The sequence below is a fragment of the Paenibacillus peoriae genome (assembly GCF_022531965.1).
Lineage (GTDB): Bacteria > Bacillota > Bacilli > Paenibacillales > Paenibacillaceae > Paenibacillus > Paenibacillus polymyxa_D.
In genome coordinates this window covers 2133181-2149567 of record NZ_CP092831.1, presented here as the reverse complement: position 1 = coordinate 2149567, position 16387 = coordinate 2133181, and the positions used below count along the sequence as shown (strand labels likewise).

At 47.1% G+C, this 16387-nt stretch carries 17 protein-coding genes; all 17 read right to left on the bottom strand.

The window, feature by feature from the left end:
- Positions 1–2: 2 nt before the first annotated feature.
- Positions 3–386: a YraN family protein gene (locus MLD56_RS09810; RefSeq protein WP_029516978.1), complete on the bottom strand. Its 384-nt coding sequence runs from the start codon at positions 384–386 to the stop codon at positions 3–5.
- A complete protein-coding gene (locus tag MLD56_RS09805) occupies positions 386–685 on the bottom strand; it encodes an EscU/YscU/HrcU family type III secretion system export apparatus switch protein (RefSeq protein WP_023988176.1) in 300 nt (99 codons plus the stop codon). The genes MLD56_RS09810 and MLD56_RS09805 overlap by 1 nt, the downstream gene beginning before the upstream one ends.
- Complete coding sequence (locus MLD56_RS09800; protein WP_241113502.1) at positions 682–2802, bottom strand: prolipoprotein diacylglyceryl transferase; 2121 nt, start codon at positions 2800–2802, stop codon at positions 682–684. The genes MLD56_RS09805 and MLD56_RS09800 overlap by 4 nt, the downstream gene beginning before the upstream one ends.
- 91 nt (positions 2803–2893) lie before the next feature.
- Positions 2894–3541, bottom strand: a complete 648-nt coding sequence (locus tag MLD56_RS09795; protein WP_080658553.1) for a ribonuclease HII — start codon at positions 3539–3541, stop codon at positions 2894–2896.
- Positions 3542–3750: 209 nt separating this feature from the next.
- Complete coding sequence (ylqF, locus tag MLD56_RS09790) at positions 3751–4611, bottom strand: ribosome biogenesis GTPase YlqF (RefSeq protein WP_029514994.1); 861 nt, start codon at positions 4609–4611, stop codon at positions 3751–3753.
- Between the two features lie 86 nt (positions 4612–4697).
- On the bottom strand, positions 4698–5324 hold the full coding sequence (lepB, locus tag MLD56_RS09785) for a signal peptidase I (protein WP_029514995.1): 627 nt from the start codon (positions 5322–5324) through the stop codon (positions 4698–4700).
- Between the two features lie 101 nt (positions 5325–5425).
- Positions 5426–5770: a 50S ribosomal protein L19 gene (rplS, locus tag MLD56_RS09780; protein WP_010346403.1), complete on the bottom strand. Its 345-nt coding sequence runs from the start codon at positions 5768–5770 to the stop codon at positions 5426–5428.
- A gap of 224 nt (positions 5771–5994) precedes the next feature.
- Positions 5995–6813, bottom strand: a complete 819-nt coding sequence (trmD, locus tag MLD56_RS09775) for a tRNA (guanosine(37)-N1)-methyltransferase TrmD (RefSeq protein ID WP_029514996.1) — start codon at positions 6811–6813, stop codon at positions 5995–5997.
- The gene (gene rimM / locus MLD56_RS09770; RefSeq protein WP_013309864.1) at positions 6813–7328 is read right to left on the bottom strand and encodes a ribosome maturation factor RimM; all 516 of its coding nucleotides are present in this window, start codon (positions 7326–7328) and stop codon (positions 6813–6815) included. The genes trmD and rimM overlap by 1 nt, the downstream gene beginning before the upstream one ends.
- Positions 7329–7426: 98 nt before the next feature.
- Positions 7427–7657 carry a KH domain-containing protein gene (locus MLD56_RS09765; protein WP_013309863.1) on the bottom strand — a complete coding sequence of 77 codons (231 nt, stop codon included), beginning with the start codon at positions 7655–7657 and terminating at the stop codon, positions 7427–7429.
- Between the two features lie 23 nt (positions 7658–7680).
- Positions 7681–7953 carry a 30S ribosomal protein S16 gene (gene rpsP, locus MLD56_RS09760; RefSeq protein WP_013309862.1) on the bottom strand — a complete coding sequence of 91 codons (273 nt, stop codon included), beginning with the start codon at positions 7951–7953 and terminating at the stop codon, positions 7681–7683.
- Positions 7954–8019: 66 nt separating this feature from the next.
- Positions 8020–9396, bottom strand: coding sequence for a signal recognition particle protein (gene ffh, locus MLD56_RS09755; RefSeq protein ID WP_029514997.1), 1377 nt, complete (start codon positions 9394–9396; stop codon positions 8020–8022).
- A 51-nt stretch (positions 9397–9447) separates the two neighbouring features.
- Positions 9448–9816, bottom strand: a complete 369-nt coding sequence (locus MLD56_RS09750) for a putative DNA-binding protein (RefSeq protein WP_029514999.1) — start codon at positions 9814–9816, stop codon at positions 9448–9450.
- A 166-nt stretch (positions 9817–9982) separates the two neighbouring features.
- Entirely contained in the window at positions 9983–10633 is a 651-nt protein-coding gene (gene trhA / locus MLD56_RS09745; RefSeq protein WP_025721713.1) for a PAQR family membrane homeostasis protein TrhA, read from the bottom strand.
- 165 nt (positions 10634–10798) lie between these two features.
- Positions 10799–11815, bottom strand: coding sequence for a signal recognition particle-docking protein FtsY (gene ftsY, locus MLD56_RS09740; protein WP_025721714.1), 1017 nt, complete (start codon positions 11813–11815; stop codon positions 10799–10801).
- Positions 11816–11853: 38 nt separating this feature from the next.
- On the bottom strand, positions 11854–15423 hold the full coding sequence (gene smc, locus MLD56_RS09735; protein ID WP_029515001.1) for a chromosome segregation protein SMC: 3570 nt from the start codon (positions 15421–15423) through the stop codon (positions 11854–11856).
- A 255-nt stretch (positions 15424–15678) separates the two neighbouring features.
- A complete protein-coding gene (rnc, locus tag MLD56_RS09730) occupies positions 15679–16377 on the bottom strand; it encodes a ribonuclease III (protein WP_029515003.1) in 699 nt (232 codons plus the stop codon).
- Between the last annotated feature and the right edge of the window lie 10 nt (positions 16378–16387).

Below are 16387 nucleotides of genomic sequence, written 5' to 3'. Positions count from 1 at the left end.
TTTTAAAATGCACCTATTAAATGGTCCGTAACAACTGCCTTTTCGTCAGTTAATTGTACAGAAATCATGTCGAAGCGGATCGGAGCATCTCCAATCCCATTCATATGCAAATATACAGCAGCTGTTTGGCGAACTTGGGCTATTTTACGCGTAGTAACTGATTCTGCTGGCGTTCCATATTTGGAGCTACTACGACTACGTACCTCAATAAACACGAATGTATGCTCCTGCTTGGCAATCAGATCTATTTCACCACTGCGGCATCGCCAATTACGCTCTATGATACGGTAACTCAAGTTTTCTAAAAACAAAGCCGCTGCCTCTTCGCCCATCGCTCCTTTGGCTTTCCGTTGATCCTTGCCTCCAGCCTTCATCTCATTCCTCATCACCAGTCATCCCTTGATGCAAGTCGATCCATTTGATAAATATAGGTAAGCACCTCTGCCACCAACTGATAGAGCTCAGCAGGGATTTGTTCGTCCAAATCAAGTTTGGATAGTACTTCAACCAGCGCAGCGTCCTCCTGTACCGGAACACCATGTTCTTTAGCTTTTTCTAAAATGCTATCCGCAATACGGCCGCTCCCTTTGGCAACGACAATCGGTGCTTCGCTCTCACCAGGCGTATATTTAAGGGCGACCGCCTTCTTTATGGAAGGAGAAGGAGGCTCCAACGGCTCTTTCATATTTTAAGATCGACTCCTTTATACGGCTGAGGTACATAGCTTTGTACTTCAGAAGAGACGAGGCTGTTCTGTTCAGTCCTTATGGGCATGGGCTCGGTACGAAGCGATAGAAGTTGGTATCCTAGTGACTCCAACGCTGTGTGAATGGACTCACGCCCACTGGTTAACAACGAAGCCGCCCATTCATGATCATTATGGAGCTTGACACTTACAATCCGATCTACAACCTGGACATCTACCAGGGTCGGTCCAAGCCCCTTCATGTCCAAATCAAACCAAAGACGACAGTTGGAGGCGTCCAGTTCTCCCCGTTTGCCGCGGCGAGACTGAATCTGGATCGTAGCTGTTTCACGACCGTCCGGTCCAACGAACGGTATAAACATGTGTACTTGTGCAAAAGGCGCCGTTCGGTCTGTATTGAGCAGCAACTGCTGACCTGTCAGGTGCTGTACAACCTGCTGAGCCGCCTCTTTCAAAGCGGGCGGCAGGTCGTCACTGCTCATCAGCTGGAGCAGCGCACCTTTTACGGTGGCTGCGTCTGCTGACACTGTGTCGCCTGACGTAGCCGCTAATCCCGGCAGTGTCTGGGGCATTCCCTCTGGCGACTCCATACGTGCCGTCGCCCCTTGCGCGACCTGTGTAGTCGCGCGGTGCACTTGCTGCTCATGCTCTGCACCGAGCAGCTTCAGTACGCGGCCCACCCACGGATCCTCCGTGGGGGTGAGCTGCGGGCTGGATGCCGCAGGCTGTGAAGCAGCGGCATCCGCAGTCCGCGAGGCGCCAGCCGCCGGCTGCGCTACCTCTCCCGTGGACTGGTCTGGTGCAGCCGTGCTCAGTTCGGGTGGCACGGCTGCACGCAGCTCTTGCAGCAGGAGGCGCAGCCGCTGGAGCGGCGCCTCTGGCGCAGTAACGTTGTTCGCCGCGGATGGTAGCGTAGAGCCAGCGGCTTGCTGTGCGGAAGGACGGTCTGCCATGACTGCGTTTAAGGCAGACTTCGTCCCCGTAGGCTCTGCCGTGGCCGGAGTTGGAGCACCATCGGCATCCTTAAGCTGCGTACCTGCCGCAGTAGCTTGCTGTTGTTGCTCCGCTTTGACGCGGGAGCCGTTTAATGCATCAGCAGCGCCCGATTCAGACGCATTGGCACCAGCATCCAATACCACTGGCGCTCCTCGCCCGCTAACTGCTTGCGGTTCTTCTGAAGCAGTCCCGTTGGATGCAAATGCAGTAGATCCCGCCGAAGTATCCGAATCTGTAGCCAAAACACTCGCTTCGCTTACTGTAGCAGCGAGATTGGCTGCCTGAGTCCCTTTTAACAATTCCTTGCCACCTGTGACTTGTTGTCCTGTTTCTGCCTGCTTTGCAGCGGTAGAAGCATCCTTGGACAATATAGGAGCGTGGCCTTCCTCGCCATCTACAACCACCACGGAAGAAGTACCTGTTGGACTAGCAGACATTCGTTCAGCGCTCTTTATAGCTGTTGATTCCCCTACTGAACGGTCAGTGGATATTCCCTGTCCTTGCTGTTTTAATACCGTTTCAAGTTCTTGCTCCAGCGAAGACAACAGATCATTTAAAGGAGGTCCAAACATCGCTTGACGCAATCCGTTTATGCTTTCTGCCGTCAATGGAAGTCCCCGCTGAAAAGCAACTGCCGCCGCCTGCACAAATGTTCCCAACTGTACATTGCCACTTTGCTTCGCCATAGCTTCTCGCAAAGAAGCCGCATTTTCAGATGTCAACGGCACACCATTCTTTTGCATTGCCTGTATAAGCTCTCTGTTCTGAGCTGTATCCGGCAGTCCCACCGATTCCAATACATCTGTCAGCGCTACGGTTTGCTGTGGTGTATTGGCCACATCGTTCAAAGGTTTAAGCACCGTCATTCCGCTGGGGGAAGCCGGTTGAACCTGAAACGTTGTAGTCTGCCCAGGTTGAAGAGGGGTCTCCAGCTTTGCCCTGACCTGAGAACCTTGTATTTGCAACACAGCCTCGCCGCCGTCCTCAGACACCTTTAGCACAACTCCTCGTACGACCTGACCTGGCTGCATATCAAGTTTTTTCGCCTCTCCCGCCTTCACATCTCCAAGTAATCCCCGGAATACAGATCCGATGTTCATATCGCCCCTCCTCTCACTCTCCCCCTACTCAAAAGGGTCTGTAATATTAGATATACTTTATATCGGTATTGTCCTGATTCATAATAAGTATCTACAGATCAAACAACGTCGGTTGCTCGGTCAACAAATTGCCTAAAAAGCTGCGTCTATGCATTTCTGTAGGCCCTAGCGCCAAAATTTGTTCCCTATGCAACTTGGTAGCGTAACCTTTATGTATACCGATCCCATATTCCGGATACTTCGCATCCCATTCACCTTTGCACAGCTGATCACGGGTTACCTTGGCGATGATAGAGGCCGCCGCAATAGACTGACTGTTCGCATCTCCTTTAATAATAGAGAGCTGAGGAATAGGCACATCTACCTTTTCTGCATCCACCAGTAAATAATCAGGAGACACATGTAAAGCCTCAATAGCCTGCTTCATAGCCAAACGAGCTGCTTGCTTAATATTGATATCATCAATCGTCTGCGCATCTACATAGCCAACTCCTACAGCAATGGCCTTCTCCATAATCAGCTCGTAGTACGCTTCTCTCTTCTTATCCGTCAATTTTTTGGAATCATCCACACCTTCCAGTAACTCACCCACTGGTAAAATGACTGCTGCGGCCACAACATCACCAAACAGACATCCGCGACCTACCTCGTCAATTCCTGCAATCAGCTCACAAGACTGCTCCCAGCATTTTTTTTCATAATGTAGCATGTCCTTCACTACAATCTCTTTATCTTCCATATTCAATACCTGCCCATCTATATGTAGTTTAACGCGTCATTCATGCCGTAGCTCTAGCGATTGAATTCAGCTTACCACAGACCTTCATCGTCCAAAACCCTTTTCAAACTGCCTTCAAATACCAAAAAAACCTTCCTCCTCTCCGGAGAGATGGGGAAGGTTCTTCCTTGCCACAAAGTGCTATGTTCTGTATCGGTGTACCTGTAGAATCAGTAAGGAGCTTCCAGACTGAACCGTCCCAGCTTCCCTGCACGCAGCTCACGCAAAATGATTTTTGACGCCTTTTCAAGATCCACACGTCCGCCGCTAACAATACAGCCGCGTTTACGTCCGATCGCTTCCATGACGTTGACAATTTCATCAGGATTTTCTGTATCTTCAGGACGTTTGGTGAGCTCAAAGCGCTCTGCCATTACATCCCAATAGTACTGGACCAAATATTTAGTCGCAAAAAAAGCAATATCCTCGACATTCAGAATTTCTTCCTTGATCGCACCTGTAACAGCCAGACGATAGCCTACATTCTGATCCTCGAATTTAGGCCATAGAATACCTGGTGTATCCAGCAATTCAATTTCACCGATCTTGATCCACTGCTGTGCCTTCGTTACCCCTGGACGGTCACCCGTAGCTGCAATATTACGTCCCGCCATTCGGTTGATCAGTGTCGATTTACCGACATTCGGAATACCAACAATCAACCCACGCATAGGACGCGGGTTCATTCCCTTCCGAATCTGCCGATCTATCTTTTCCTTAAGCAACAGCTTAGCCTGAATCGGGATTTCTTTTAGCCCCGTTCCAGTTGTGGCATCTACTGGTAAGGCCACATGCCCCTGCTCCTTAAAGTAGGCAATCCATTGCTGTGATACTACGGGGTCCGCCAAATCTGCTTTATTCAATATAATCATTCGCGGCTTGCCTTGCAAAATATCATCAATCATTGGATTTCGGCTGGAGAGCGGCAATCGAGCATCAATCAGCTCAATAACCAAATCAATCAGCTTTAATTTTGCTTCAATTTGGCGGCGCGCTCTGGTCATGTGACCAGGAAACCATTGAATCGTCACCGTCATCACCCCATTGTGCGTAACTCCAACTTTTACCCTTAGGCTCTTAGTTAGGATTACGGCAGCTATGCTGCTTATTAGTTATTCTAGTGGTTAATCCACTGCATATCTTTCGCCGGCCAGAAAATAACGTCAGCCCGACCCACGACTTCTTTCAAATCAATATATCCGATCATCCGACTGTCTGTACTATTGGAACGGTTATCTCCCATTACAAAAATATGCCCAGCCGGAACTTTTCCATCCTTAAACTTCTCATTTGGAAAATTTGTAAACTTGTTGTAAAGCTCGCCATTTTGATGCGCTTCTTCCAAAGGAGCTTTCAGGTAAGATTCCTGAATCGGCTTGCCATTTACTGTAATTGTGTCACCTTCTACCTTGACCGTATCTCCTTCAACGGCAATGACGCGTTTGATAAAGTCTCTTCCTTCCTCCGGCACATGAAACACGATCACTTCGCCTGGTCTAGGGGCACGGAAATCATACAAAATCTCATTCACAATGACGCGTTCTCCGGTATGAAAGTTAGGCTGCATCGACGGGCCATCCACAATAAACGGCTTAAAGAGAAGCCAGCGGATTAAAAAGACAAGCACTAACGCAATAATGATGGCCTTGAGCCACTCAAAAATCTCATTTTTTGGTTTACGCTTGGGCGTACCATCCTGATCAGTTGGCTGCTGTACAGCTCCTTGTCCTACTTCTTGCTCCATAGCTCACTGTCCTCTCTTTACGGTCAATAATCCACAGTTCCCTATGTACGTAGAAAAAACGAAAGGAGCTTGTAACCAAGCCCCTTTCGTTATTCGTTGTATTAACGACGAATTTCTTTAATTCTCGCTGCTTTACCGCGCAGTTCACGAAGATAATAAAGCTTCGCACGACGCACTTTACCACGGCGAGCCACGTCGATTTTATCGATTTTCGGGGAATGAAGCGGGAAAGTTCTTTCCACACCTACACCGTAAGAAATTTTACGAACTGTAAAAGTCTCACTGATTCCACCACCACGGCGTTTAATTACAACACCTTCAAACAACTGGATACGCTCACGAGTTCCCTCAATAACTTTCACGTGCACTTTCAAAGTGTCACCAGGACGAAAGTTAGGCAAATCTTTACGCAGTTGTTCTTCAGTGATCGCTTGGACGATATTCATCTATGACTCCCTCCTTCCGTACAGGTGTTCATGCTTCTTCTGGAAACACAACCGTTTCCTTCATCATCCACAGAGGACCACCGTATTACACACAACAGATGTATTGTATCATGGAGGATACCGCATTGCAACAACAAAAAGGGATTTGACCAAACATTATTTAATTGACTTTATTATAGAACAGGTCACTGCCTGCTTTCAAATCCACTCATGTTTAAAGCGTTTTAATGCTTGTCTTCCAAAAAGTCAGCTTTGCGTTGCTCCTCAATCCACACGCGCTCCTTGCCTGTCAGTTCAGCTTGTTCCAATAGATCCGGTCGGCGTTCCATCGTGCGACGTAACGCCTCTTGTCGTCTCCAAGAATCAATATTGACGTGATGCCCTGACAGGAGTACATCGGGGACTTTCCAGCCCCGAAACTCCGCAGGCCGGGTATAATGGGGGTACTCCAGCAGCCCCGTACTAAACGAGTCCGTTACCGCACTCGTTTCGTTCCCCAGAACTCCTGGTAGCAATCGTGTCACACTGTCAATGACGGTCATGGCTGGAAGCTCACCACCAGTCAATACATAATCTCCGATAGAAAGCTCATCCGTCACCAAGTGCTCTCGAATACGCTCATCATAACCCTCGTAATGCCCACATATAAAAATAAGATGGTCCTCTTTGGCCAGCTCTTCCGCTTTCTTTTGCGTAAAAGTCTCGCCTTGTGGACACATCAAAATGATACGCGGAGATTTTATGTCTGTGTTACGTTCTACCCCTTCAAGTTGGTTAACTTCATCGGCAGTCTCTAATGTTGGTTGCTCTGATTTATCCAACAGCGCTTCCACAGCAGCAAAAATAGGGTCAGGCTTCAAAACCATGCCACCCCCACCGCCATAGGGCGTATCATCCACTTGTCCGTGTTTGTTGCCGGCATACTGACGAAAATTAACCGCTTGCAGTGATACAATTCCCTTATCCCTTGCTTTTCCCAGAATGCTTGCATTAAATACTCCATCAAACATCTCTGGAAACAGGGTCAGCACATCCACCCGCATTACAGCAGACCTTCCATTAACCGTACCGTAACTCGTTTTTCACGCACGTTTACATCCAAAATAACATCTTCTATATACGGCAATAGCAGTTCCTTGCCTTTAGGCATTTTGACTACCCATACGTCATTGGCTCCCGGAGTCAAAATTTCCTTGACCACGCCGAGCTCATTTCCGTCCTCGGTCACCACTTCCATGCCGACTACTTCATGAAAATAGAATTCATTTTCTTCCAATTCGCCTAACCGCTCAGCAGATACCTTCAACAATGTACCTTTATATTTTTCAACTTCATTAATATTGTGATATTCCTTAAATTTAGCGACAACCATATTTTTTTGAAAACGCGCTGTTTCAACAGTTACGGGGATCGGTGCTTTACCTTCAGCCGGAACAATCAAAAGCTCACTGCCTTTTGCAAAGCGATCCTCTGGAAAATCTGTCGTCGTTAATATTTTTAGCTCCCCACGAATTCCATGGGTGTTCACAATTTTTCCGACATTAAACAATTGTTGCATCGTGTTCCTCCTGCTTGTAATCGGTCCCGCTCCATATACATCTTCATCATGTACGAAAAAGGGTTAGGACATACATCCTAACCCACTTTCGTATATCTTTAAGATATGATGTCTACGGTAACCCGTTTATCCATCTTAACGGCTGCTGATGCAACCACAGTGCGAAGCGCCTTGGCGATACGACCCTGCTTACCAATGATCTTGCCTACATCCTCAGGATGTACACTAAGCTCATATACAACAAGCCGATCCTTCTCCAAGGTCTTCACGGTTACATCTTCCGGATGATCGACTAAAGCCTTAGCAATGATTATCACTAATTCTTCCATGGTTGACCCTCCGTATCAGCACCTTATTTCTGTAGTTTAGACTCATGAAACTTTTTCATTACGCCCGCTTTGCTAAGCAAGTTACGGACTGTGTCGGATGCTTGTGCACCATCTTGCAACCATTTCAGCGCTTTATCTTCATCAATTTTTACAACCGCTGGTACTGTGATTGGGTTGTAGTAACCGATTTCTTCGATAAAACGACCGTCACGCGGGGAACGAGAATCAGATACCACGACGCGATAGAAAGGAGCTTTATGTGCACCCATACGTTTCAGACGAATACGAACTGCCACGAAAATTCACCTCCTTCAAAAAGTAGACTGTATATTGTTATCCATAATTCCAAGGGCCTATTGGCCTTAGCGGAAAGGAAACTTCATACCTTTACCCATACTCTTCAACTGCTTCATAGCCTTGTTTTTGCCACCCTTAGGTCCCATCATATCTGAGAACTGCTTCATCATGCGACGCATTTCGTCAAATTGCTTTATCAGACGATTTACCTCAGCCAGTGATGTTCCACTGCCTACAGAAATACGTTTGCGACGGCTATGATTAATCATGTCTGGGTTTTGCTTCTCCTGTGTGGTCATAGAATGAACGATAGCCTCAATTCGGCCCATCTGTTTGTCATCCACTTTGATATCTTTCATTTGCTTCATGTTGCCCATACCGGGAATCATATCAAGAATCTGGTCGATTGGGCCAAGCTTCTTAACTTGATCCATTTGCTCCAGAAAATCTTCGAAAGTAAACTCGGCATTACGCATTTTCCGTTCCATTTCCTTCGCCTTATCGGCGTCGATATTGGACTGCGCTTTTTCAATCAGGGACAACATGTCACCCATACCTAAAATCCGTGAAGCCATCCGTTCAGGATGAAACGGCTCCATCGCATCCAGCTTTTCACCCAATGTAGCAAACTTGATCGGACATCCCGTTACAGCTTTAACCGATAAAGCTGCACCACCACGAGTGTCGCCATCCAGCTTTGTCAGTACAACTCCCGTTAACTCTAGGCTAGTATTAAAGTGCTCCGCAACGTTAACCGCGTCCTGCCCCGTCATGCTATCTACAACCAGTAAAACTTCATCCGGGTTGACGTTGGTATGAATCCGGCGCAACTCTTCCATGAGCTCTTCATCAACATGAAGACGACCGGCAGTATCTATAATAACGTAGTCATTTCCATTATCCTTAGCATGCTGCAAACCCTGTTTTGCGATTTCCACTGGGCTTGTCTGATCTCCCAGAGTAAATACAGGAGTATTAATCTGCTCCCCAAGAACCTGAAGCTGCTTGATCGCGGCTGGTCTATAAATATCACCAGCTACAAGCAATGGGCGATGATTTTGCTTTTGCAGCAATTTCGCCAGTTTACCAGATGTCGTCGTTTTACCTGCGCCCTGGAGACCCACCATCATAATGACCGTAGGCGGTTTGTTTGCTTTGGCAAGCTTGGCCTGACTGCCACCCATCAACTCGGTCAGTTCCTTGTTCACGATGTCGATGATGACCATGCCTGGCGTAAAGCTGTCCATCACTTCCTTACCAACGGATTTCTCCTTTACCTTGGCAATAAAGTCCTTTACAACCTTGAAGTTAACGTCCGCCTCAAGCAAAGCTAATCGTACTTCGCGCATCGCCTGAGCTACATCATCCTCAGACACTTTTCCTTTACCGCGCAGTTTACTGAATACATTTTGCAAGCGAGTCGATAATCCTTCAAATGCCATACTTTCGCACCTCCTTGTCTACCAGGGTTGTTTGTTCTTAATCTATATGTCCTACAGTTCCTGCAGGCGATTTACAATTTGATGGACATGTTGCAGAGTACCTTCATCGGACTCACTGATTTTACCGAATGCCTCATACAACGTCTTATTTAATTCATCGAGATCTTGGATTCTGCGCTCATACTTACTTAGCAAACCAAGCTTTTCCTCGTACATTTCCAATACCTGTTCAGCACGTTTAATATGTTCATATACTGCCTGACGGCTAATTTGAAATTCCGATGCAATTTCCCCTAAAGAAAAATCATCATGGAAGTAATATTTTAAAAACATCTGTTGCTTCTCTGTAAGCAGAGGTTCATAGAAGTCAAACAGTCGGTTAATCCGGTTTGTCTTTTCCAGCCGATTCTCCTGACTCATCTTGTATACCTCCATCGTCAAGGAAAAACACTTTACAGTTCTTTTCAACGTTCCTTATGATACCTAAAAGAAAAGAAGATGTCAAGCGTTATCCCTTGTCATACAAAAAAAAGCCGATCCACTGTCCTTAAACGGAAGTACGGATCGACTTTTTACCCATTGTTACTTAAACCCTTACCGGAGTAAGATACAGCAGAACAGCCAGAAAATGAAGTATGCTGCCTGCCAGAACAAACAGATGCCAGATCGCATGGTGATATGGAAATGCCCGCCACACATAGAAAATCGTGCCCAACGTATACATAAGGCCACCTACGAACAATAACGTCATCCCTCCGGCGGGAACAGTCGCAACCAGAGGATTCCAGGCAATGGTGATGAGCCAGCCCATCACAATGTAAAACACGGTAGACATAAACAGGAAGCGCTTGGTGAAGAACGCCTTGAACAACACACCGAACAGTGCAATCCCCCAAATCACTCCAAACAGTGTCCATCCCAGAGTACCTCGCAGTGCAACGAGCATAAACGGGGTGTAGCTACCTGCAATGAACAGGTAAATGCAAGAATGATCGAATATTTCGAACAAATCCTTCATTTTTCCTTCACGCAGGCTATGAAGCAACGTTGAATTAGTGTACAACAGCAGCATCGTAATCCCGTAAATCGTAAAGCTGACGACATGCCAAGTGGTTCCTTTCATGCTAGCAAAAACAATAAGCAACACAAGCGCTGCCACGCTTAAAACGGCTCCAATTCCATGTGTAATGGCGTTGGCTACTTCTTCCCGTCGGGAGTAGGTATAGGTGTTTGCCATCGGTTTTTCACCCGGCTTCCTGATTTATATTTTACATACAAGATACATTACATATACGACATCGACAGACCTCTTGCTTTCATTATACATCTGGGCAAACTTGAACAGCAACAGGATGGCTACTTAGTTATCCCAAACGTAGCATGAAAGCCCACTTTAAACGTATCAGTTCTGTTCTTCCTCGCCTGTAGCAGTTGCTTCGACCGTCTCTTCCTGAATCAACCCCGCGAACAACGCATGAACGAATTGCTCGGAATCAAACGGTTGAAGATCATTCACTTTTTCACCTAAGCCCACCAGCTTAACAGGCAAATTCAGCTCCTGACGGATGGCCACAACAATCCCGCCCTTCGCTGTACCATCCAACTTCGTTAGTACTAGCCCGGTTACACCGCTTTTCTCACCAAACAGCTTGGCTTGGTTAAGTGCATTTTGTCCAGTCGTCGCATCAAGTACCAACAACACTTCATGAGGAGCATCTGGAATCTCGCGTTGAATCACACGGAAAATTTTGTTCAGTTCCTCCATCAGATTGCTTTTATTCTGAAGACGTCCTGCGGTATCACACAACAAAACATCCACTTGTCGCTGCTTGGCAGCCTGTACGGCATCAAACATAACTGCAGCCGGATCGGAACCGGATTGCTGCTTAATAACCTCTACACCTGCCCGCTCGCCCCATACCTCCAACTGTTCGATCGCACCCGCCCGGAACGTATCTCCGGCAGCCAATAATACTTTTTTTCCCTCTTGTTTAAAACGATGAGCTAACTTGCCAATGGTTGTCGTTTTGCCGACGCCATTGACTCCCACGAATAGAATGACTGTAATTCCGTCAGGACTCATTTTGAGCTGACTGTTGTCATTCCCCCGCAGCAACTCGGACAGCTTTTCCGACAATACAGGCTGTAATTCGGATGCATCTTCAATTTTGCGCTTTTTCACTTCTTCTCGCAGGTCTTCAATGAGGTTCATAACCGTGTTGACGCCTACGTCCGCTCCGATCAGAATTTCTTCCAGTTCCTCATAAAATTCCTCATCAATCTTTTTGCGGCGAATCATCAAGTCCGTTACTTTTTCAACAAAACCTTTACGTGTTTTTTCCAATCCATCTTTGAACTGTTTTGTGACCGATTCAGTTTTGTTTGCAATGCTTTCCTTCAATTTCCTAAAGAAACTCATGGATTCCCTCCGTTGGTCTGAAAGTATGTTGTTTAATGTCAGGCAATCTCAGCTTCATCGTTGTCCAGCTTGACAGATACGAGTTTGGAAACCCCGCCTTCCTCCATCGTAACCCCGTACAGCACATCAGATTCTTCCATTGTGCCCTTGCGGTGTGTGACTACAATGAACTGTGTCTGCTCCGAGAATTCTCGTAAATACTGGGCAAAACGCACCACGTTTGCTTCGTCCAATGCAGCCTCTACTTCATCGAGTACACAGAATGGAACAGGTTTAACGTGTAAAATGGCAAATAGTAACGCCATCGCTGTTAACGCACGCTCACCGCCCGACAGTAGCTGCAAGTTTTGCAGTTTTTTGCCCGGTGGCTGAGCTACGATGTCAATTCCCGTCTCCAATAAGCGTTCCGGGTCAAGTAACACGAGATCAGCACGTCCGCCTCCGAACAGCTTGGAGAATACCGTTCCAAATTCGCGCCGAATAGCATCGAACGTAGTCTTAAAGCGTTTGGACATTTCTTCATCCATTTCACGAATAACCTGATAAAGTGTTGTCTTGGCCTCCACCAAATCAGACTTTTGCTCATCAAGAAACGTATAACGCTCATGCACACGCTGGTATTCATCAATGGCGCCCAGGTTCACCTCACCCAACGCGGAAATACCACGTTTGAGCCTTTCCACCTCGCTCTGCGTACCTTCAATATCTTCCGGTATAGGGTAACGCTGCTTGGCTAACTCATAACTGAGTTCATAATCATCACTTAATTTTTTCAGAACGTTTTCCAGTTCCACATCAAGTCGATTTACTCCAATTTCCGTTTGACGAAGCAACTCCTCCACTGACTTGAGCTGAATTCGCTGTTCTTTTGTATCGTTTTCAGCCACTTCAAGCTTTTTGGACAAGCCGCTGCGTGCAGCCCGCTTGAATTCCAGTTGCTGTGCGGCTTCTTCCTTTTTCAAACGGTATTGATTGAGATTTTCAATCTGTTTCACGGTCTCCTGCTCATTGGTCAGCAAATCTGCTTCGATGGAAGCAAGCAACGTTTTGTTTTGTCTTGAATCCTTACCAAGAGTATCATAATCCCCACGCAATCTGCGCAACTGCTCTTCCAATGAAAAGCGTTCCTGGTCCAGCTTTCCTTCTCTTACTTTGAGATTCGTGAGCTCTCCCTGCAACTGCTCTTTGGCAGATTCGTTGGCTTTACGGGCGAATTCAGCAGCGTGAATGGCCTGATGCGTTTTCTTTTCTTCTTCCTCCAGCGCAGCTAACTTTACCAACGCTTCTTCCCGGGAAGTTTCCAGCTCCTTGATTTCCTGATCAAAGCCCTTTTTCTCCTGACCAGACGCAGCGACCTGCTCCAGAACATGACGAAGTTCATGCTCCAGTTGCTTAAGTTCCATTGCCATCTGTTGCTCTTCACCGCGCTTCACATCGCCGCCCTGACGCAGCTCGTCCAGACGGGTCTGTGTCTCCTCCAACTGGCGTTTGGTATCTATTGCACTCTGGCGCAACCTTGCAATTTGCTGCTCCGTATCTACAATGTCTTGATCCAACTGATCCAACTGACGTTTGCGTCCAAGCAGATTAGCATTTTTCTTGAACTGGCTTCCACCAGTCATGGAACCCCCTGCATTGACAACATCGCCTTCCAAAGTGACAACGCGGTATCTATATTGGCAACGAGCCGCAATACGGTTTGCGTCTTCCAACGTACGAGCAATGACCACATTCCCCAAAAGACTGCCTACAATTCCGGCATATCGAACATCATACTGAACAAGATCTGCACCGATCCCGACAAAGCCTTCAGCTCCTTCTGCAATTTGGCGTTCTCCTGCGCCGATTTGACGCGGGCGGATAACATCCATAGGCAAAAATGTTGCTCTGCCCAGTTGACGTTGCTTTAGAAAACTAATTGCCTGTCTGGATACGGATTCATTTTCCATCACGATATGCTGAACTGAAGCACCCAAAGCGGTTTCCATCGCCTGCTCTAAATGCTCAGGCACCCGAATCAGCTCTGCTACCGCTCCATGCACACCGTGCAAGGTTTCTTTTCGTGCAGCCTTCAATACCTCTTTAACTCCAAGCATGAAGCCGTCAAAGTCATCCTGCATTTCCTTCATTGTATCTCGCCGTGAAATTTGAGCCTCACGTTTTTGTTCCCATTTACGAACTGTACCCTGGTTTTCTTCCAAAAGTTTTTGCAGGGCCTGGTACTTTTCACTTCCCTGAATATAGCCACTACGCAAACTACTGATTTCCTGCCCCAGCTTCTGAACCGCAGCTTCCAATCCCTTTTTGCGCTGTTCAAGTTGTACTTTCTGGGCTTCCCATTTGCCGGATTCGTCACTTACGCGAGTCACACGCCGTTCCAATGCTTCCTTCTGTTGGTCTGTATAACGGATTTCGTTACGCGCCTGCGCCATCTGATTCATCAGCTCCAGCAGACCACCCTTTAGACTTTCTTCCTGCTCCTGGCTGATTCCGCCTGTAACTCCAATCAGTTTTGCCTCTTCGTCAGACAGCCGCGCACGCAACTCGTCAAGCTCTACATTCAGTGCAGACAGCTTTTCGTTCAGCTGATCCAGTTCACTCTTGCGCTCGGAATGCCGTGATTCGCTTGTACTAAGTGATAAGATCAGTTGTTCCCGATTAGCCGCCAGATTGCGTGTGCGCTCTTTGAGCAATTCGCCGTAGCCTTCACTTTTCTCCGTCGCTTCACTGTATTGCAGCAGATCCCTTTGCAACTGTTCTACTTGCTCTTCCAGCTGGCGTAATTCGTTGCGGTCGCTTTCCAGCATCGCATCATGGCGGGAGACCACCGTAGACAACTGAAGTTGCTCCTGCTGCAGCAAAGCTAATTTGGAAGTCGCATCGCTCCACGAAGTATGAATTTGTTCAATTTGATGGACGTACATAGAGATTTCTTTTGATTTCAATTCACCGCGTAGCTCTTTAAAATGAATCGCCTTTTCTGACTGCTCCTTAAGCGGTCCAATCTGATCCTCCAGTTCACTAACTAAATCGTGAATACGCAGCAAATTTTGCTCCGTCTCATCCAGCTTGCGAACCGCATCTTTTTTACGGGATTTATATTTTACGATACCCGAGGCTTCCTCAAAAATACCTCGACGATCCTCAGATCGAGTACTTAGGATTTCTTCAATGCGTCCCTGCCCAATAATGGAATAAGCTTCTTTACCAATCCCTGTATCCATAAACAGCTCTGTAATATCTCGGAGTCTGCATGATTGCCGATTAATGAAATATTCACTATCCCCACTTCGATGTACACGTCGCGTTACCGTAACTTCACCAAAATCCAGAGGCAACGCCTGATCTTCATTATCCAACGTAAGCGATACTTCACCGTAATTAACAGCCTTACGAGCATCACTACCTGCAAAAATAATGTCCTCCATTTTGCCGCCACGCAGTGATTTGGCACTCTGTTCGCCCAGCACCCAACGAATCCCGTCGGAAATATTACTTTTTCCGCTTCCGTTGGGTCCGACGACTGCCGTAATGCCGCGGACAAATTCCATTTCCGTTTTATCTGCAAACGATTTGAAGCCCGCCAGCTCAATGCGCTTTAAAAACATGCTCAATCTCACCTCTAACATTTCAAATATGCTTGTACAACACCGTTTACCTGATTGATATGAATTATCCCTATTGTAGCATAAACTAGCTTGTTTAAAGCACAGTACCAACACTCACATTACACCAGCAAGCCACGAAAAAAGAGCAAAACGCAGTCCATTCGCCATTACGGGCCGGGACTCCCCGCGGACTGCCCTTTGCTCTTACTTTGTGCCCCCTGCTTGCGTAACCCGTCCGGGCTGCTCAGGTACCGATTACGATTCTGCCAGCTTCAAACGGTTTAAAGCTACTGCCGCCGCTTGCTGCTCTGCTTCTTTTTTGGAGCGCCCCGTACCTGCCCCTAGCCGTTCGCTGTCCATATATACCTCGGCTACAAACTCGCGCTCATGGGCTGGTCCGCGCTCCTCTACAATCTTGTATTCAAGCATCCCCATGTTATGATGCTGTGTCAGTTCCTGAAGCTCTGTTTTGAAATCACTCATCTGAAGTTTACCATTTAATACAATTTGAGGAAAAATATAATGTTCCAGAAACGAACGGACGGCCTCCAGACCCTGATCCAAATAAAGCGCACCTACGAACGCTTCGAATACATCAGCCAACAGAGCCGGACGAGTACGTCCACCTGTCAACTCTTCACCTTTTCCAAGCAGCACATATTGCCCGAACTCAAGCCCGACAGCAAACTTCACCAGAGAAGGCTCACAGACAATAGCTGCACGCAGCTTGGTGAGTTCGCCTTCGGGTCGGTTAGGGTACTGATTGTACAATTGCTCGGACACCGTCAATTCCAGAACAGCGTCACCTAAAAATTCAAGACGCTCATTGTCTGCATGCTGACTGAACCGATGTTCGTTTACGTAGGAAGCGTGCGTAAAGGCCTGCTTCAGAAGCTGCCGATTGTTGAATTGAATATGAAGTTTCTGCTGTAATTGCTTCAAGTCTCCACTCAACGAACTGACC